The following is a 17,912-nucleotide window of genomic DNA, read 5'->3' as shown; positions in this document are numbered from 1 at the left end:
GGGAGCGGTCGACCCCGACCCCGCGGCGCGAGCGGCGCCGGGGATCGTCACGTGATCGTCGTCGCCATCGTGCTCGTCGCGATCGCGGTGATCGCGGCGCTCGTCGGAGCCCGCGCGGCCACCTCGGGACCGGGCGGGGACGACGCCTCCCCCGAGCCGTGGGTCGTCGCCCGCTCCCCCTCGTGGGCGCGGTCGTGGGCGCGGACCCTCGACCGACGGGTCGTGGGTGGGGTCGTCGTCGCTTCGACGTTCGTCGTGATCTTCGTCGCCGCGGTGGTGGTGGGGTGGATCTTCTCGTCGATCGACGCGGCGGGGGGCATCGCCCGCTGGGACGAGTCCGCGGCACGGTGGGGAGCCGACAGCGCCACCGAGACTTCCACCACCGTGCTCGATGCGCTGACCCGGCTCGGGGGGACGCCGTACCTGCTCCCGCTGATGATCGCGATCGGGCTCCACCGTCGGGTGCGCGACGGGCACTGGCGTGCCGGGATCTACCTCGCCGTCGTCGGCCTCGGGATCACCGTGCTGAACAACGGCCTGAAGCTGCTCGTCGACCGAGAGCGCCCGTCGGTCAGCCAGCTCACCGGGTACAGCGGGACGTCGTTCCCGTCCGGGCACTCGGCGGCCGCCGCGGCGTGCTGGGCGGCGATCGCGCTCGTGCTCGCCCGGCACCGGTCGTCCGGTCGGCGACGGGCGGTCGCGGCCGCCGCCGTCGTCGTCGCGGTCACCGTCGCCGCGACGCGCGTCCTGCTCGGTGTCCACTGGGTGAGCGACGTCGTCGCCGGTGTCGTCGTGGGCTGGGCGTGGTTCGCGGTCGCGACCCTCGCGTTCGGCGGCCGCCTGCTGCGCTTCGGCGAGGTCGGCCGGAGCGGGGCGTCCTCGACGCCGACCTCGTCCACCGAGGAGTTCGCCCGATGAGCGATCGACCCGACTCCTTCCTCGACCACCACCGCATCGACTCCGAGGGCGAACCGGTGGTCATCGACGGCTACGACACCCGGGCGTCGTTCCTCGACGAGGACGAGGCGGAGGACGAGCTGACCGACGTCCACCGCCCCCGCCTGTACGACCTGCTCGACGTGATGATGGCGAACGAGGAGCACGCGGTCCTGCTCGTCCTCCAGGGCAGCGACTGCTCCGGCAAGAGCGGGACGCTGAAGCACGTCGTCCAGGCGATGAACCCGGTCGGGGTGCGGGTCTCGACGTTCGCCGAGCCGACCGAGGAGGAGCGCGCCGAGCACCACCTCGACCGCATCCGTCGTGGCCTGCCACGGCCGGGCGAGTTCGCGGTGTTCGACCGGTCGTACTACGAGGACGTGATCGTGCCCCGGGTGGAGGGCGAGCTCGACGGGGAGGAGTTCACCGACGACATGTTCGAGGAGCGCCTCGCCGAGGTCCTCGCGTTCGAGGACGAGCTCGCCGAGCGCGGCATCACCGTCGTGAAGTGCTTCTTGAACATCTCCTACGACGAGCAGCGCGAACGGTTCCTGCGCCGCATCCGGCGGCCCGACAAGCACCGGAAGTTCGAGCTCTCCGACCTCGACAGCCGAGCTCGCTGGCCCGAGTACCGCGTGGCCTACGGAGAGGTGGTGGGGCGGACGTCGACCGAGGCCCATCCCTGGCACGTCGTCCCCGTCGATCACAAGTGGCACCGCAACTGGGTGATCGCGCAGATGCTGGTCGAGGTGTTCGAGTCGTTCGACGAGGAGTACCCGCCGCTGGAGTGGGACGCCGACGAGCTGCGCGCCGCGCTGGAGCCTCCGAACTGAGGCGTGCCGAAGGCGAGCTCAGGACGCCGAGCGCAGCGACCCCGGCGGTCCGATCTGCGCTGGCGGGCCCTCGTCGTCGCCCGCCTCGATCCGGGTCGCGGCGTCGGCGGGTTCACCCAGGACGCGCACGGCGACCGCGAGCGACACCAGCCCGAGGATGACCCCACCGACGGCGTCGGACGGGAAGTGCGCGGCCTCGTAGACCCGGCTGACGGCGACGACGGTCACCACCGCGACCGTCGCGACGACGGCGAGCGTGCGCGCCCGACGGGACCGGGTGTGCCAGAAGACGATGATCGCGAACGCCCCGTAGACCGTCGCGGCCGCGATGTGGCCCGACGGGAAGCTCGTTGCCACCGGCGACGTCTCGAGCGCGGGCAGGTCGGGCCGCGGGCGCTGGGCGATCGTGGTGATCGTGATGAACGACGCCGCCTCGAACACCAGGCTGATGCCGATGAGCAGGGCCTCGCGCCAACGTCGCCATGCGACCATCGAGGCGGCGGCGACCAGCAGCGAGACGACCGCCTTGGGGACGGTGTCGGACAGCCGCCCGCCCCACTCCAGGGACCCGTTGAGGTCCTGGTCACGGTTCTCGAGCAGCCAGGTGGCGATCCGCTCGTCGAGGTCGGTGAGCCCGTTCGGCGCGAACCAGTCGTAGAGCATCCGCCCGACCAGCGAACCGACCACCACCACGGTCACGAACGCGACGGCCAGGGTGGCTCCGTCGTCACGGTCGAGGGGCCAGTCCCTCCACCACGAGGTGTCCGATCGCTCTCGCCTGTGCACCCCGTGTCCTCGGTCGTCCGTCCGCTGCCGGGAGGAGCGTAGTCCGCGGCACGGGTCCGGTCGCAGACCCGCGAGAGGCGCCCGGGCGCCGCGCCTCAGCCGAGGTCGACCTCGAGGCGGTCGAGTCCTCGCAGGTTGATCCGACCGTTCCACACCGGCTCGGCGGCGACGCCGGCCGCCGGGAACCGGCGGAGGAACGAGCCGATCGCGATCCGCGCCTCGAGCTTCGCGAGGGAGGCTCCGAGGCAGTAGTGGCTCCCGCTCCCGAACGCCACGTGCTGCCCGGCGTCGCGACGTCGCACGTCGAGCTCCTCGGCATCGGGGCCCCATCGTGCCGGGTCGTGGTTCGCGGACGCGAGCGCCGCCATCACGAACATGCCCGCGTCGATCCGGTGCCCGTCGATCTCGATGTCGCGCAGGGTGATCCGCCGGGAGAACTGCACGGGCGACACGAACCTCAGCAGCTCGTCGACGGCGTTCGCGCCGAGAGCGGGATCGTCGCGCACGAGCGCCGCCTGGTCCGGGCGAGCGAGGAGCTCGTGGATGCCGGTGCCGATCAGGTTGACCGTCGTCTCGTGGCCGGCGACGAACAGCAGCTGGACCTGGTCGCGCAGCTCCCGGGGGCTGAGGTGGTCGCCGTCCTCGTGCGCCGAGATCAGGGCCGTGAGCAGGTCGTCGGCGGGGTTCGCACGCTTCCACTCGATGACCTCGGCGAGCAGCCCGCGCAGGTTCGCGGAGGCGTCGGCGGCCGCGCGCATCTCGTCCTCGGTGATGATCGGGTCGAGCGTCTTGACGATCGCGGACGACCACGCCGCCACCTGCTCCGCGTCGGACTCGGGCATCCCCAGCATCACCGAGATCACGTCGAAGGGGAGCGGGAAGGCCAGGTCACCGACGACCTCGCCGCTCCCCCGCTCGGTCATCTCGTCGAGCGCTCCGTCGACGAGATCGACGATCGCCGGCTCGAGGGCCGCGATGGAGGAGGGGGTGAACGCCTTCGACACGAGTCGCCGCAGCCGGGTGTGATCGGGGGCGTCGCGCCCGAGCATGGAGGTCGAGCGCTCGTCACCGTAGGCCTCCCGGGCCGCCTGGTACCGCTCCTCGTCGCGCACCAGCACGTTCGCGTCGTCGACGCTGAGGCTGGGGTCGCGGAGCAGGGCGAGGACGTCGGCGTGGCGGAAGAGGAACCAGTTGGTCATCACCGAGCGGTGGACCGGGTCGTGGTCGCGCAGCTCGGCGAAGTGGGGCCACGGATCCTCCGCGTAGCCCTCTTCGAGGGGGTTGAAGACGACCGGTCGAGCATCCGCCACGAGCTCCAGTCAACCACGGATTGGAACGTCGTTCCAGCGGATCGGCGAGACGATCGTCACCATCGCCCGTCGAGGTCACGTGGCGCGCAGCGGCCGCACGTGTCACGCGCCCGCCGCCCGAGACCCGGTCACGTGCACGTGGCGGGTGAACCCGCGCCGCTTCACCACGCGGTGCACGGACGCGACGTCGTGGCCGGCGTCCGCCAACCAGTCGGAGATGTCGTGCGGCGCGACGTAGACCCCGCGGGGTGCGAGGTGCGCGCAACGCTCGAGCACGGTCCGGATCGTCGCCTCGTCCCCGTCGATCGCGTGACCGTAGGGGAGGTCGGTGACGACGGCGTCGGCGCGGTGCTCCACGGTGCGCGAGTCGCTGCGGTCGACCGTCGCGGAGTACCCGAAGTGGTCGAGGTTCTCGCGGGTCATCCCGACCATCGCCGGCTTCCAGTCGACCCCGGTCGCCTCCAGTCCGAGCGAGGCCGCTTCGAGCACGATCGACCCGGCGCCGCAGAACGGGTCGAGGACCGAGGTCGCGCCCGGCACGAGGTTCACCAGGCCACGCGCGAAGCGAGCATCCAGCGACGACGACGTCGTCCAGGGCTTCGTGTCGTGGATCCGGTAGCCGGCGTCCGTCTCCGTCGCCACCTCGGCGAGGACGACACCGCCCGCTGCGGACACCACGACGAAGCGGTGACGCGGTCGGCGCAGGTCGGGGTCGGCGTCGATGACGTCGGCGAGGGCGATCGCGACCTCGCGTGACGAGCGATCCAGCCGAGCGGACGGGTCGTGGAGGTCGACGCGGAACCCATCGGCGTCCAGGTCGAGGCCCGCCACGACCTCGACGAGCGATCCGAGGTCCCGAGCCTCGGCGAGCACGTGCAACCCGAGGCGGACGTAGGCGGCCCGCGTGACGAGGTCGACCGACGCGCACCGGGCGACGCCGTCGCCGTCGGGGAGTCCGCCGGTGAGCAGCTCGCACTCGGCTGCGATCAGCCCGTGGCGGTCGATGCGCGCGCACAGGGCCACGGAGGCCGTCGGTGCCTCACCCGGGTCACCCGGCCTCTCGCGCACGGCGCCGGGCCCGGAGCTCAGCGGCGTTCGGGCAGCGGGGCGCTGTAGTCGGCGGCGGAGTCGAGCCCGAACGCGCTGTGCAGCGATCGGGCGGCGCGCTCCATGTCCGGTGCCGGGAGGATCACCGACACCCGGATCGTCGAGGTCGAGATCATCTGGATGTTGATGTCCGCGTCCGCGAGGACGCGGAACATCTTCGCCGCGATCCCGGGAGAGGACTTCATCCCCGCACCGACCAGGCTGACCTTGGCGATGCCGTCGTCGTGGGTCACGCTCGCCGCGCCGATGTCGTCGGCGACGCGCTGGACGATCGACTCGGACTCGCGCAGATCGGCCATCGGCATCGTGAAGCTGATGTCGGTGGTGCCGTCGGTGGAGGTGTTCTGCACGATCATGTCGACGTTCACGTTCGCCTCGGCGAGCGGTTCGAACAGGGCGGCCGAGATCCCCGGACGATCGGGGACGCCGAGGACGGTGACCTTCGCCTCGCTCATGTCGGTGACGACGCCGGAGATGATCGGATCTTCCACGGAGGGCTCCTCGTTGCTGACCCACGTCCCCGGCTCCCAGGTGAAGGCGGAGCGGACGTGGAGGGGGACGTCATGGTTGCGGGCGAACTCGACGGACCGCATCGCGAGCACCCGCGATCCGGCGCCGGCCATCTCGAGCATCTCGTCGAAGTGGACGCGCCGCAGCTTGCGCGCACGCGGGACGAGGCGGGGGTCGGCGGTGAACACGCCGGTCACGTCGGTGTAGATCTCGCACGCGTCGGCGTCCATCGCGCCGGCGAGCGCGGACGCGGTCAGATCGGACGCGCCGCGACCCATCGTCGTGATCTCCTTGGCCGTGCTGACCCCCTGGAACCCGGCGATCACCGCGACCTTCCCGTCGGCGATCGAGGCCCGCACGCGGTCCCCCTTCACCTCGACGATCTTCGCCTTGCGGTGCGCGGTGTCGGTGATGATCCCGACCTGGCTGCCGGTGAAGCTGATCGCGTCGACGCCGCGCTCGTGGAGCGCCATCGTCACCAGCGCGGCCGTCTGGCGCTCGCCGGTGGTCAGCAGCATGTCCATCTCGCGCCCCGACTGGATCGACGACACCCGGTCGGCGAGGGCGATCAGGTTGTCGGTGGCCTTGCCCATCGCGGACACGACCACGATCACGTCATCGCCCCGTCGACGGGTGATCGCGATGTTGTCCGCGACCTCGCGGATGCGGTCGGGATCCGCGACCGAGGTGCCGCCGTACTTCTGAACGATCAGGCCCACGGGGATCCGATGCTACCCCCGAGCCGGGTCGCGACCGGGGACGGATCGCCGCACGCTCAGCCGTCCTTCACCACGTGCTCGACCACGTCGAACGACATCAGCTCCGCGCCCTGCGCGACCGGCTGGCGCTTCTGCTCGCCGTCGTCACCGGTGTTGCCGTCGGCTTGGCCGGTCCCGTGGCCGCGCTCGAAGTCCTGGCTGCTCCTCCAGTTCTCGAACGCCTCCTCCGACGCCCAGCGCGTGTAGACGAAGTAGCGGTCCTCGCCCTCGGTGGGGCGCAGCAGCTGGAAGTCCTCAAAGCCGTCGAACCCCTCGACCATCTTCGCCCGTCCGGCGAATCGGCTCTCGAGCTGCGGGCCCATCCCCTCGGGGATCGAGATGGCATTGATCTTGACGACGCTCATCCCCCCATCATGCCCGTCGCGCCCCTCGCCCGGGCCCCGCCCGCGTGCTTCCGGCGTCAGACCCGATGAGCACTCGCGCCCTCCCACGTACCTTCGGCGTCAGGCGCGACGAGCACTCGGTGCCCGCCTGGCGGTCGACCGGGGGCGGACCCGGGTGGGGTCAGGACGGCGAGACCAGGTCGGCGAGGTGGTGGAGGGCGTCGTGGACGTCGACGAACCGGGTGGTGAGCGGCGAGAGGCCGAGCCGCAGCACGTCGGGGTCGCGCTCGTCGACGACGACCCCGCGCTCGGCGAGCTCGAGCTGGAGTCGCTTCGACTCGGGGTGGACGATCGAGACGTGGCCCCCGCTCGTGGCGGGCCACGGACGAGTCGGGCAGGGGAGCCCGAGCCGGCCGGCGAGCTCGATCGCGTAGCCGCTCAACGACCGCGCCTTCGCCGTGATCGCGTCGATCCCGACCTCGTTCGTCAGCGAGATGCCCGAGCGCGCCGCGGTCAGCCCGAGCACCTCCGGGGTGCCGTTGAGCATCCGGCCCGCGCCGGCTCGGGGATCGAACGACCGGTCCATCGCGAACTGCCGGTCCTGCCCGAACCACCCCCAGATCGGTTGGGTGGCCGCCTCGTGGATCTCTCGGCGGACGTAGGTGAACGCCGGAGAACCCGGCCCGCCGTTGAGGAACTTGTAGGTGCACCCCGCGGCGAGCACCGCGCCGTCACCGGTGAGATCCACCGCCACGACCCCGGCGGCGTGGGACAGGTCCCACACGATCGTCGCTCCCGCCTCGGCGGCGCGCTCCTCTTCATCGGCCATGGCGACCAGCTCGGCGGTGCGGTAGTCGACGAGCGACCGGACAGCGACGTCGACGCCGTCGAGATCGTCGAGCCCCCGTCGGACCTCGACGTCGCGCCGCAGCCGCGCGATGCCGTCGACGACGTGGCGATCGGTCGGGAACTCCGTGTCGGAGACGGCGACGACTCGGCGATCGCGGTCGGGGTCGGGGTCGGGGTCGGGGTGGAGGTCGAGCGCGACGTTGACGAGTTGGAACAGGCAGACGGTGGTCGAGTCGTGGACGGCGACCTCGCCGGGCCGGGCGCCGATCACGGGTGCGAGCTCGTCTCCGACGGTGAGCGGGAGCTCGAGCCACCCGTCGTCCCACCACGCGTCGATCAGGTCGTGCGCCCATTCGTGCTCGACGACGTGGCGCAGCGCGTCCACGGTGCGACGAGGCGTCATGCCGAGCGAGTTGCCGTCGAGGTAGATGCGCTCCGGGCGGGCGACGACGAAGTCACCTCGGCGTCCGGCGAGCGGATCGACCCGATCCATCTCCTCCGCCTCGTGGCGGGTGGCGGGCCGCTCGTTCACCGCGCGAGGTCGACGAAGCTGGCGTGGCGCACGAGGCCCTCGTTGGTGAACTCGGCGATGTCGACGACCGCGCGCAGCTCGGGACGGACCCACGTCGCGGCGCGCGAGACCGCGCGCGGCGGCGGGGGGTCGAACGGGCAGGCGTCGCTGCGCAGCCCGCGCAGCCGAGCGGTCAGCGCTTCGAGCGTGGACCCGTCGAAGCCGGTCCCGACCCCGCCGGCGAAGCGGAGCCCGGGCCCGCCGGGTCCGCCGGGCGCTGCTGCGTCGAGCGCTCGGACGAGGACGGGATCGTTCGCCGCCGCCTGCACGTCGATGCCGACCAGCAGCGACCCGAAGGTGGACGACCGACGCCCCGTGCCGGTGGTGAACCCGCCGATCGTCAGCGTGGTGCGGGTCCGGTTCTTGACCTTCAGCCACGACGTCGAGCGCGTGCCCGGGCGGTAGGTGGAGTCGAGGCGCTTCGCGATCACCCCCTCCAGGCGCTGCTCGGCCGTCGCGGCGAGGAGCGCCTCGCCGCCGCCGACGTGGTGCGCCGGCACCAGCCAGCGCGGCCCTGCCTCGAGCACCCCGACGAGCAGGCGCCGTCGGTCGAGGTACACCTGGGAGGTGGTGTCGACGCCGTCGACCTGGAGGACGTCGAAGACCTGGAACACGGCGCCGGCCGTGCGCTCGCCGCTGCGCCGCTGGACGAGGTCGAAGCTCGGCCGTCCGTCGGGGCCGAACACGACCATCTCCCCGTCGAGGATGGCGGCACCGGCGTGGACGCCCTCCGGGAGCGCTGCGACGTCCGCCCAGCGTCCGGTCACGTCGTGCCCGGCGGTCGACTGGAAGCGAACCCGGCCGTCACGCACGTGGGCGATCGTGCGGTGGCCGTCCCACTTGATCTCGTAGGCCCAGCGCGCCTCGCCCCCTGGCTCGGTCGCGCCGTCGTGCGCGGGGATCGACCCCATCGTCGCCTTCATCGGCTCCACCGGGAACGAGAGCGCCATCGCCGTGCAGTCTCGCAGCCGAGCGTGCGGGCGCCGCACGGTGCGCCCGGCCCGGACCCGGGTGCGCCCGATGGTCACGTCGTCGTCGCATCGGGGCGGGTCCGCGATCCGGGCACGACGACGACGAGATGGGGGAGGTGGGGGGCCACCCGCGGACGGCGATCCGACCGACCCCGCGGCCTCAGGACGGGAGGCGGGAGGAGATGACGCCGTCCCGCTCCAGTCGGTCGAGGCGTTCGTCGTCGTAGCCGAGGTGCTCGGCGAGCACGGCTCGGTTGTCCTCCCCCCGGTACTTCGGCACGCCGGACACGGCGACACCGGGCGCGTCGCCGAAGCGCCAGGGGACGTTCGGGAGCCGGATCGTCCCGCCGCTGCGATCGTCGACCTCGACCGTGGAGCCGCGCTCGCGCGCCCACTCGGTGTCGGCGATCTCACCGGGTCGACGCACCCGGCCCACGGCGAGGCGGTGGCGCGAGAAGATCTCCTCGAAGGTCTCGGCGTCGGGGACCGTCGCGGCGAAGTCGACGATGATCCGGCGCAGCTCCGCGTAGTTCGCCAGGCGCGACGCGACGTCGCCGAAGCGCTCGTCGTCGGCGAGCTCGGGTCGACCCATCGCCGCGATGAACAGGTCGAACGTCCCGCGCTCGGCGGGGTGGCCGCTGACGATCAGCGACTCCCCGTCGGCGGTGCTCATGACGACGTAGTCGCCCGGGCGGAAGCTGCGGATCCAGTCGGGCTCGTCGGCCTCGCCCCACAGGGCGTCGTGCATGTGCTCGTTGACGTACATCATCGTCTCGGCCATCGAGATGTCGACCGTCTGCCCGCGCCCCGTCCGCTCGCGCTGGTACAGCGCGGCGAGGATCGCGGACGACGCCTCGAGCGCCGTGTAGACGTCGGCGTGGCTGTGGGGGTCCTTCGCGTACTCGCCGCCGCGCGAGTCGCCCTGCGACGCGATGATGCCCGTCTCGGCTTCGACCACCGGGGCGTAGGCGCGACGGTGGACCCACGGTCCGTCCTGGCCGTAGCCGGACACGGAGGCGTAGACGAGCCGCGGGTTCTCCTCGAGGAGGCGCTCGGGTCCGAGACCGAGCTTGCCCATCACCCCGGGTCGGTAGTTCTCGATGAGCACGTCGGCGTGCGTGGCCAGCTCGCGCACGAGCGCGGCGCCCTCCTCGGTCGCCAGATCGACGCTCAGGTTCCGCTTGCCGGTGTTCTGCTGCGCGTAGTAGCTCGCGACGCCGTGGCGCCGGGGGGTCGAGAAGCGCGTCAGGTCACCCGACGGCGGCTCGATCTTGATCACCTCGGCACCGAGGTCGTGCAGCATGCGGGTGCAGTGGGGACCCGACAGGACGCGGGTGAGGTCGAGCACGACGACGCCGTCGAGCGGTCGCGACGCGGTGCCCGCCCCGTCGTCGCGACCGGCGGGGTCGGTGTCGGTCGTCGTCGTCTCGTCGGTGGTGCTCACCGGGCTCATCGTGGTCCGCCGGGGGGTCGGGGGCGAAGCCGGGGCGCGCCGCGGACGATCGTGCGAGCGCGGTCGAGATCGCTGGGCGCGATCGCGCGGCCCCTCGACATCGATGCCGGTCGGGGCGGCGTGTCACACTCCAGCGATGGAGGACGCAGCGCTCGACGGCCAGGTGGCGCTCGTCACCGGTGGCGGGTCGGGCATCGGCCTCGGGTGCGCCCGGGCCCTCGTCGACGACGGAGCCGCGGTCGTCCTCGCCGCGCGGCGCCTCGATCGACTCGAGGACGTGGCGGCGCAGCTCCGCGCGGACCACCCGGGATCCGCGATCGTGACGGTCGGGTGCGACGTGACCGACGAGGCGAGCGTCGCGGCGGCGTGCTCGACCGCGGCGGGCCTCGGCCGGTTCTCGATCGTGGTCGCGAACGCGGGCCACGGCGCCGCCAACCCGTTCCACCGCACCACCCTCGAGGAGTGGAACGGGGTCCTCTCGGTGAACCTGACCGGCGCCTTCCTCACCATGAAGCACGCGGTGGGGCACCTCGACAACGGAGGCGGGTCGATCGTCGCGGTGTCGTCGATCGCGGGGGTCGAGACCCACCGGTACATGACGCCGTACACGGTGTCGAAGGCGGGCCTCGAGATGCTGGTGCGCCAGGTCGCCGACGAGCTCGGTCCCCACGGCGTGCGCGCCAACGCGGTCCGCCCCGGCCTCGTGCCGACCGAGGCGACGACGGGGCTGATGAGCGTCCCGGCGATCCTCGAGGACTACCTCTCGCAGATGCCCCTCGGTCGCACGGGGACGGTGCGCGACGTCGCCGAGCTGGTGCGGTTCCTCGCCGGGCCGGAGAGCTCGTGGATCACCGGGACGTGCATCGGCGTCGACGGTGGGCACCACCTCCGACGCGGGCCGAACATCGACGCGGCGATGACGATGCTCTTCGGCGACGACGTCGCCCCGCCGCACCACGATCACGGCGACCGCGACGGTGACGGCGGCGACGCGCGCACCGGTGACGAGCGCACCGGCGACCGTGACGACCGCGGCGACGAGGAGCCGTCGTCCGGATCGCCCGCGCCCTCGGTACCCTGACGCCTTCGCCGGTCGTCCGATCGGTGGGCGCTGTTCGGGATCTCTGCTCCGGCCGTCGCGCTGCACGAAGCAGAAACCGAAGGAAGCCCCCCATGACCACCCTCCTCGCCGACGCCGTCGCGCCCGACACCGGAGTCTCGTTCGCCGAGCTCGGCCTCCCCCGCCCGATCGTCGACCAGCTCGACCGATCGGGCATCGAGTCACCGTTCCCGATCCAGGCAGCCGTGATCCCCGACGCCCTCGCCGGGCGTGACATCGCCGGGCGCGCCCCGACCGGTTCCGGCAAGACGCTGGGCTTCGGCCTCCCGGTCGTGGCCGGGTTGACGTCGGCGAAGCCCCGCCGACCGGTCGCCCTCGTGCTCGCTCCGACGCGCGAGCTGGCCGAGCAGATCATGTCCGAGCTCACCCCGTTCACGAAGGCGATGAAGACGAGCGCGACGTCGATCTACGGCGGCGTCGGCTACGGCAAGCAGAAGAGCGCCCTCGATCGTGGCACCGAGCTCGTGGTCGCCTGCCCCGGCCGCCTCGAGGACCTGATGCAGATGGGAGCCATCGACCTGCGAGACGTGACCACGGTCGTCGTCGACGAGGCCGACCAGATGGCCGACATGGGGTTCCTCCCCGCCGTGCGCCGGATCGTGTCCCAGACCGCGCGGGACCGCCAGGTGCTGCTGTTCTCGGCGACCCTGGACGGGCCGGTCGCGAAGCTGGTGTCCGACTTCCAGCGTGACCCGGCCCGTCACGAGGTCGGCCCGAAGGGTCCCGACATCCACGCCGCCCACCACGTGTTCTGGGAGATGGACCGGGCCGAGCGCAACGACGTGGCGGCCGGCGTGATCGAGCGCTGCGGCGCGACGATCGTGTTCACCCGCACCCGCCACGGCGCGGACCGACTGGCCAAGCGGCTCGGCAAGCTCGGCGTGAGCGCGCAGCCGATCCACGGCGGCCGGAGCCAGAACCAGCGCGACCGGGCCCTCGACGCGTTCAAGCGGGGCACGGCCTCGGCGCTGATCGCGACCGACGTCGCCGCCCGCGGCATCCACGTCGACGGGGTCTCGGCGGTCATCCACTACGACCCGCCGGCCGACGGAGCGACCTACCACCACCGCTCCGGCCGCACCGCCCGGGCGGGGGCGTCGGGCATCGTCGTCTCGCTGGTCGAGGTCGGGTCCGGCAAGGACGTGCGCAAGCTGCAGCGCGACGTCGGCATCGACGTCGACGTGACGGCGCCCGACCTCGACGACCTCGAGGCGACGATGCTGCTCGTCGACGCCGAGGCGGGGTCCGATGCGACCGTCGGCGACGCCCCGGCGACTCGCCCGCGCTCGGCGCCGACGGACGCACCGGTCTCCGACGACGACGCCGACGCCGCCGCCTCCCCCGGCCCGGTCCCGAGCGGGCACTCGATCGGCACCGTGAAGTTCTTCAACACCTCGCGCGGCTACGGGTTCATCGTCCCCGACGGGGGCGGCGACGACCTGTTCGTGCACTTCTCGAACATCGCGTCGGAGGGGTTCAAGACCCTCGACGAAGGTGCCCAGGTCTCGTACACGGTGGGCCAGGGCAAGAAGGGCGCCGAGGCGCACCACGTCACGGTGCGCTGAGGACCGATCCGGTCGAGACCGGATCGGTCGACCGCGGATCCGCTTCCCCTCCGTCGTCGCGGTCACCCACTGGGTGGGTGGCGCTCCGATCACGACCCTCGTCGTGGCGGGGCGCGCTCGACCACACCGGTCCCACCACGACGCGCCACCACGCGTCGCCCGCACCTCACGAAGCCACGGAGGCCCACCATGACCCACGCCGCGAACCCCGACGAGCTGGCCGCGCTCGGAGTCACGCTCCAGAACCAGATCACGGTCGTGGAGGACGTGATCCGCAACGTCGACGGCCCGCTCAACTCGATCGTGTGGACGGGTCCCGCGAAGGACGCGTTCAAGGCCGAGTGGGACACCTCGTTCAAGGGTGCGCTCGGGCGGCTGAACGCGGCGTTCGAGAACGCGGGGTCGGATTGCCGGAACCGAGCCGAGGCGGTGCGCCAGGTCCTGTGACGTGGCGGGCCGAACGGCCCGCCACCCGGTGTCGGAACGCGGTGCCGGGCCGGGGGTGCTCCCCGGCGGGTCAGAGTCGGCGGAGCTGGACGCGATCGACGCGGTGGTCCTTGCGCTTGCGCAGGATCAGCGAGGCGCGCTCGCGCGTCGGTGCGATGTTCTCGCGCAGGTTGCGGCCGTTGATCTCGGCCCAGATCGAGCGGGCCGTGTCGACGGCCTGGTCGTCGGTCAGCTCGGCGTAGTTGCGGAAGAAGCTGTCGGGATCCTGGAACACCGACTCCCGCAGCGCCAGGAACCGCTCGACGTACCAGCGCTCGATGTCGGACTCCGCGGCGTCGAGGTAGATGGAGAAGTCGAAGTAGTCGCTGACGAACTCGGTGCGCGACTCGCCGGTCTGCAGCACGTTCAGACCCTCGAGGATGACGATGTCGGGCTGCTCGAGCACGACCCGCTCGTCGTCGACGATGTCGTACACGACGTGGCTGTACACCGGCGCCTCGACGCGCTCGTAGCCGCTCTTGATCTGGCGCAGGACGCGCAGCAGGTTGCGCGTGTCGTAGCTCTCGGGGAAGCCCTTGCGGTCCATGATCCCGCGCTCGGCGAGGACGGCGTTGGGGTGCAGGAACCCGTCGGTGGTCACCAGGTCGACCTTCGGGTGATCGGGCCAGCGGCCGAGCAGGGTCTGCAGGATGCGCGCCAACGTGCTCTTGCCCACGGCCACCGACCCGGCGACCCCGATCACGTAGGGGACCTTCGGCGCCGACGCCCCGAGGAAGGTGGCCGACACCTTCTGCAGGTTCTGGGTCGCGATCACGTAGAGGTTGAGCAACCGGCTCAGCGGCAGGTAGATGGCCGCGACCTCCTCGAGGTCGATCCGCTCGTTGATGCCGCGCAACTGGTCGAGCTCGGGCTCGCGCAGGGTCAGCGGCGTGGCCGCGCGCAGGTCCGCCCAGTCTTCGCGGTCGAAGGTCAGCAGGCGGGACTCGCCGGCCAGGACGTGCGGAGACGGCGGGGGGCTCTCGGGCACGCTGCGCAGCGTAGACGCCGACCGGCCGGCAATAGCCTTCCGCGTCGTGGCCGCCCCCGACACCGAGCGCAGGCGTCGGGGCGCCTGGTACACCCCGCCGTCGATCGTCGAGCGCGTCGTGGACGCCGTGGTCGACGTGGACTTCGCACGGCGGTCGCGCGGCGGCCGTGCGGTGCGCGTCCTCGATCCCGCCTGCGGGGACGGCCGGTTCCTCCTCGCGGTGCGCGCGGCGCTGCGTCGCCACGGCGTCGACGCGTCGCTGCACGGCGTCGACGTCGACGCCGCGACGGTCACCTCGCTGGCCGCCGCCACCGACATCGAGGTGGTGCGCGCCGACGCTCTCGGCTCCGAGCACCTGTCCCGCCGGGCCGGGGAGTTCGACCTGGTGATCGGCAACCCCCCGTTCCTGTCCCAGATGTCGGCCGAGACGACGCGCGCTGGCTCGAGTCGCCACGGAGGCGGGCCGTACATGAACGCCGCCGCCGAGTTCCTCGCGCTCGGCGCCGAGCTCGTCGATCCCGACGGCGGCCGCCTCGCGCTCGTCCTGCCGCAGTCGCTGCTGTGCGCCCGCGACGCCGCGGGGATCCGGCGGCGGATCGACGAGCGGGCGACGATGCTGTGGTCGACGTGGACCGGGGAGCTCGACTTCGCCGACGCCCGCGTCGTCACGTGCGCGCTCGCCTTCGAGTTCGCGGGTGCGGGCGCGGCGCCCTCGGGCGCACGCTGCGAATCCACGGCCGACCGCAGCGTCGACCCGGCCGCCGACCCGCTCCTCGCGTCGTTCGACGACGGTGCGCGCGACGAGTCCCCCGGCGGCGGTCCGGTGTCGCGGACGGGAGCGGTCCGCCGTGGCGACTGGTCGCACGTCGTGACCGAGCGCGCCGGGATCCCTCCCGTCGCGTCGGTGCTCGACCGCGTCTCGCGTCGCGGACGACTCGGCGATCGAGCCCGGCTGAACTCGAACTTCCGCGATGAGTACTACGGCATGATCCCCGCCGTCGGCGACCACCTCGACGGACCGCGCCTGGTGACGAGCGGGACGATCGACCCCGGCCGCTCGCGGTGGGGTGAGCGGCCGGTGCGGTTCGCGAAGCGGCGGTTCGCCGCGCCGCGCCTCGACCTGGAGGCGCTCGATCCCGCGATGCGGGCGTGGGCCGAGCGCCGCCTGGTGCCGAAGGTCCTCGTCGCGAACCAGACCTCGGTCATCGAGGCGGTGCTCGACGAGGAGGGGAGGTGGCTGCCGGCCGTCCCGGTGATCGCGGCGTACCCCGACGACGTCGCGACGGGGTGGGAGGTCGCGGCCGTCCTGACGTCGCCCTCCGCCTCGGTGTGGGCGTGGCACCGCCGCGCCGGCACCGGGCTGTCGTCGACGACGATCCGCCTCGGTCCGACGCTGCTCGCGGACCTCCCGTGGCCGGAGGGACCGCTCGACGACGCCGTCGACGCGCTGCGCCGAGGCGATGTCGCAGCGTGCGGTGAGGCCGTCGAGCGCGCCTACGGCGTGGCGGTGTCGCAGAGCGCCGCGGCGACGGTGTGGTGGGCGCGCCACCTCGAGCGGATCGAGAGCCGGGCCCCGAGCTCGGACGGCACCGCCCCACCCGCCTGACGACGCCGGGCACGACCTGACCGTGGACCGCCGGCGTGACCTGGGCCTCGTCGCGGGGGAGAGCGGGCTCGTCGATGCGACACTGGCACCGCCATGGACCGCCGACCGCTCTCCTCGCTCCCCGCGACCCGCCGCTCGCGCCCCGGACCCCGGCGGGCGCTGGCGGCCGGGTTGCTCGCCGTCGCCGTCACGGCGTGCGGGGGGTCGTCGAGCGGGTTGTCCGAGCAGGCCGAGCGGGGGAGGCAGACGGCGCTCGACAACGCCTGCTCCTCGTGCCACGGGGTGAGCGGTCAGGGCGGCGTCGGGCCTCCGTGGGTCGATCTCGCAGGGAGCGAGGTGCAGCTGAGCGACGGGACGACGGTCACGGCGGATCGCGACTACCTGCTGCGGTCGATCCTCGAGCCGGGGGTCGAGGAGGTCGAGGGCTACACGATCCGGATGCCCGAGAACCAGCTGACCCCCGAGCAGGCGGCCGACGTCGTCACCTACATCGAGGAGCTGTCCGCACCGACGGACGAGTGAGCCGGCCGGGCGCGGCCCCACGGCGCCGTCGTGAGCCGGGCCTCGGGCGCCGGGTCGCCGGGGGATCGACCGATCAGCGCGTCCAGGGCGCGGTCGGGCTGACCGCGCCGTCGCCTCCGGTCAGCACCTCGGCCTCGCCGTCCGTGACGAGGATCGTGTGCTCGAACTGGGCCGTGCGCTTGCCGTCGGAGGTGACCGCCGTCCAGTCGTCGTCCCAGATCCGGTAGTTGATCGAGCCCAGCGTGATCATCGGCTCGACGGTGAAGGTCATCCCCTCGCGCATCACGATCCCGTCCTGGCGACGGTCGTAGTAGTGCAGGACCTGGACGTCGGTGTGGAACTGCTCGCCGATCCCGTGTCCGACGAACGCCTTGACGACCCCGTAGCGGTGCTGCTTCGCGTGGTCCTCGATCGCCCGCCCGATGTCGGACAACGGCCGGCCGGCGCGAGCGGCCGCGATCCCGAGCCACGTGCACTCCTCGGTGACCTCGACGAGGCGCCGGCTCTCCGGGTCGACGTCGCCGACGAGGAAGGTGGCGTTGGTGTCGCCGTGCACCCCGCCGATCCACCCGGTCACGTCGATGTTGCAGATGTCGCCGTCCTGGAGCGGGCGCGAGTCGGGGATCCCGTGGCAGATCACCTCGTTGACCGAGGTGCAGCACGCCTTGGGGTACCCGTGGTAGTTGATCGTGGAGGGGTACGCGCCGAGCTCGACGAACCGCTCGTGGACGTAGACGTCGATCTCCTCGGTGGTCACTCCGGGCGCGACCAGCTCACCGGCCTCGCGCAGGACGGTGGAGGCGACACGTCCGCTGCGGCGCATCGCGTCGATGATCTCGGGGCTCTTGACCCGCCCCTCGTCCCACGGCTCGTACTCACCGGTGTCGGCGTACGGCGGGCGTGCGATGTGGCCGGGGACCGCGCGCATCGGCGTGACCTCACCGGGCAGGACGCGACCCTCCGAGCGCTTGTGGCAGCGCTTGTACTTGCGCCCGCTCCCGCACCAGCACGGATCGTTCGCCTGGGGCAGGGTCGCGGGTGCGGTGGTCGTGCTCATGGCACCCAGGATACGGACCTCGACGACGACCGCGGGGGCCGGGCCGGGTCCGGAGGGGCGGGGGCGGGCGGCCTGGCCCGGGTCACGATCGCGTGGAGCCGGGCCGGGTACCCGATCGGGCCCGCCCGGATCGTCCAGGA

17 protein-coding genes are annotated in these 17,912 nt (G+C 72.5%); 7 read left to right on the top strand and 10 right to left on the bottom strand.

Features of this window, described 5'->3' with window-relative positions; genetic code table 11:
• The first annotated feature begins 51 nt into the window (after positions 1-51).
• Positions 52-918 (top strand): phosphatase PAP2 family protein, encoded by an 867-nt coding sequence (locus ACOOHC_RS17085; protein WP_420451599.1) that lies wholly within the window; start codon positions 52-54, stop codon positions 916-918.
• Positions 915-1,769 carry a PPK2 family polyphosphate kinase gene (locus tag ACOOHC_RS17080; RefSeq protein ID WP_420451598.1) on the top strand — a complete coding sequence of 285 codons (855 nt, stop codon included), beginning with the start codon at positions 915-917 and terminating at the stop codon, positions 1,767-1,769. The genes ACOOHC_RS17085 and ACOOHC_RS17080 overlap by 4 nt, the downstream gene beginning before the upstream one ends.
• Positions 1,770-1,787: 18 nt before the next feature.
• Here ACOOHC_RS17080 and ACOOHC_RS17075 read toward each other — a convergent pair whose 3' ends face one another.
• From ACOOHC_RS17075 to ACOOHC_RS17040, 8 genes are all read right to left on the bottom strand, one after another.
• A complete protein-coding gene (locus ACOOHC_RS17075; protein WP_420451597.1) occupies positions 1,788-2,555 on the bottom strand; it encodes a phosphatase PAP2 family protein in 768 nt (255 codons plus the stop codon).
• 95 nt (positions 2,556-2,650) lie between these two features.
• Positions 2,651-3,865, bottom strand: a complete 1,215-nt coding sequence (locus ACOOHC_RS17070; protein ID WP_420451596.1) for a cytochrome P450 — start codon at positions 3,863-3,865, stop codon at positions 2,651-2,653.
• Positions 3,866-3,967: 102 nt separating this feature from the next.
• Positions 3,968-4,888 carry a TRM11 family SAM-dependent methyltransferase gene (locus ACOOHC_RS17065; protein WP_420451595.1) on the bottom strand — a complete coding sequence of 307 codons (921 nt, stop codon included), beginning with the start codon at positions 4,886-4,888 and terminating at the stop codon, positions 3,968-3,970.
• Between the two features lie 62 nt (positions 4,889-4,950).
• Positions 4,951-6,201 carry an aspartate kinase gene (locus ACOOHC_RS17060; RefSeq protein ID WP_420451594.1) on the bottom strand — a complete coding sequence of 417 codons (1,251 nt, stop codon included), beginning with the start codon at positions 6,199-6,201 and terminating at the stop codon, positions 4,951-4,953.
• A 56-nt stretch (positions 6,202-6,257) separates the two neighbouring features.
• Positions 6,258-6,605 (bottom strand): antibiotic biosynthesis monooxygenase family protein, encoded by a 348-nt coding sequence (locus tag ACOOHC_RS17055; protein ID WP_420451593.1) that lies wholly within the window; start codon positions 6,603-6,605, stop codon positions 6,258-6,260.
• Positions 6,606-6,765: 160 nt separating this feature from the next.
• Positions 6,766-7,926, bottom strand: coding sequence for a kynureninase (locus ACOOHC_RS17050; protein ID WP_420451592.1), 1,161 nt, complete (start codon positions 7,924-7,926; stop codon positions 6,766-6,768).
• Positions 7,927-7,961: 35 nt separating this feature from the next.
• A complete protein-coding gene (locus ACOOHC_RS17045) occupies positions 7,962-8,954 on the bottom strand; it encodes a hypothetical protein (RefSeq protein ID WP_420451591.1) in 993 nt (330 codons plus the stop codon).
• A 181-nt stretch (positions 8,955-9,135) separates the two neighbouring features.
• Entirely contained in the window at positions 9,136-10,419 is a 1,284-nt protein-coding gene (locus ACOOHC_RS17040) for a CaiB/BaiF CoA transferase family protein (protein WP_420451590.1), read from the bottom strand.
• Positions 10,420-10,564: 145 nt separating this feature from the next.
• Here ACOOHC_RS17040 and ACOOHC_RS17035 point away from each other — a divergent pair, with 145 nt between their 5' ends.
• The 3 genes from ACOOHC_RS17035 to ACOOHC_RS17025 all read left to right on the top strand — a co-directional run bounded on the left by ACOOHC_RS17035 (position 10,565) and on the right by ACOOHC_RS17025 (position 13,560).
• Positions 10,565-11,509, top strand: coding sequence for an SDR family NAD(P)-dependent oxidoreductase (locus ACOOHC_RS17035; RefSeq protein ID WP_420451589.1), 945 nt, complete (start codon positions 10,565-10,567; stop codon positions 11,507-11,509).
• Positions 11,510-11,601: 92 nt separating this feature from the next.
• A complete protein-coding gene (locus ACOOHC_RS17030) occupies positions 11,602-13,113 on the top strand; it encodes a DEAD/DEAH box helicase (RefSeq protein WP_420451588.1) in 1,512 nt (503 codons plus the stop codon).
• A gap of 189 nt (positions 13,114-13,302) precedes the next feature.
• A complete protein-coding gene (locus ACOOHC_RS17025) occupies positions 13,303-13,560 on the top strand; it encodes a WXG100 family type VII secretion target (protein ID WP_420451587.1) in 258 nt (85 codons plus the stop codon).
• Between the two features lie 70 nt (positions 13,561-13,630).
• Here the strand turns inward: ACOOHC_RS17025 and coaA are convergent, their stop codons facing one another.
• Positions 13,631-14,587 carry a type I pantothenate kinase gene (gene coaA / locus ACOOHC_RS17020; RefSeq protein ID WP_420451586.1) on the bottom strand — a complete coding sequence of 319 codons (957 nt, stop codon included), beginning with the start codon at positions 14,585-14,587 and terminating at the stop codon, positions 13,631-13,633.
• Positions 14,588-14,633: 46 nt separating this feature from the next.
• Between coaA and ACOOHC_RS17015 the strand changes: the two genes are divergently transcribed.
• Together ACOOHC_RS17015 and ACOOHC_RS17010 are read left to right on the top strand one after the other, a co-directional pair.
• On the top strand, positions 14,634-16,193 hold the full coding sequence (locus ACOOHC_RS17015; protein WP_420451585.1) for an N-6 DNA methylase: 1,560 nt from the start codon (positions 14,634-14,636) through the stop codon (positions 16,191-16,193).
• Positions 16,194-16,286: 93 nt separating this feature from the next.
• Positions 16,287-16,715 carry a c-type cytochrome gene (locus ACOOHC_RS17010; protein ID WP_420451584.1) on the top strand — a complete coding sequence of 143 codons (429 nt, stop codon included), beginning with the start codon at positions 16,287-16,289 and terminating at the stop codon, positions 16,713-16,715.
• Positions 16,716-16,788: 73 nt separating this feature from the next.
• On the opposite strand, the gene map is transcribed toward ACOOHC_RS17010, so the two are convergent.
• Positions 16,789-17,772, bottom strand: coding sequence for a type I methionyl aminopeptidase (gene map / locus ACOOHC_RS17005; protein ID WP_420451583.1), 984 nt, complete (start codon positions 17,770-17,772; stop codon positions 16,789-16,791).
• Positions 17,773-17,912 lie beyond the last annotated feature (140 nt).

It is taken from the genome of Ilumatobacter sp., assembly GCF_965215205.1.
GTDB lineage: Bacteria > Actinomycetota > Acidimicrobiia > Acidimicrobiales > Ilumatobacteraceae > Ilumatobacter_A.
Note: the sequence above shows the minus strand (reverse complement) of the source record. Positions and strands in the feature narration are given on the sequence as shown.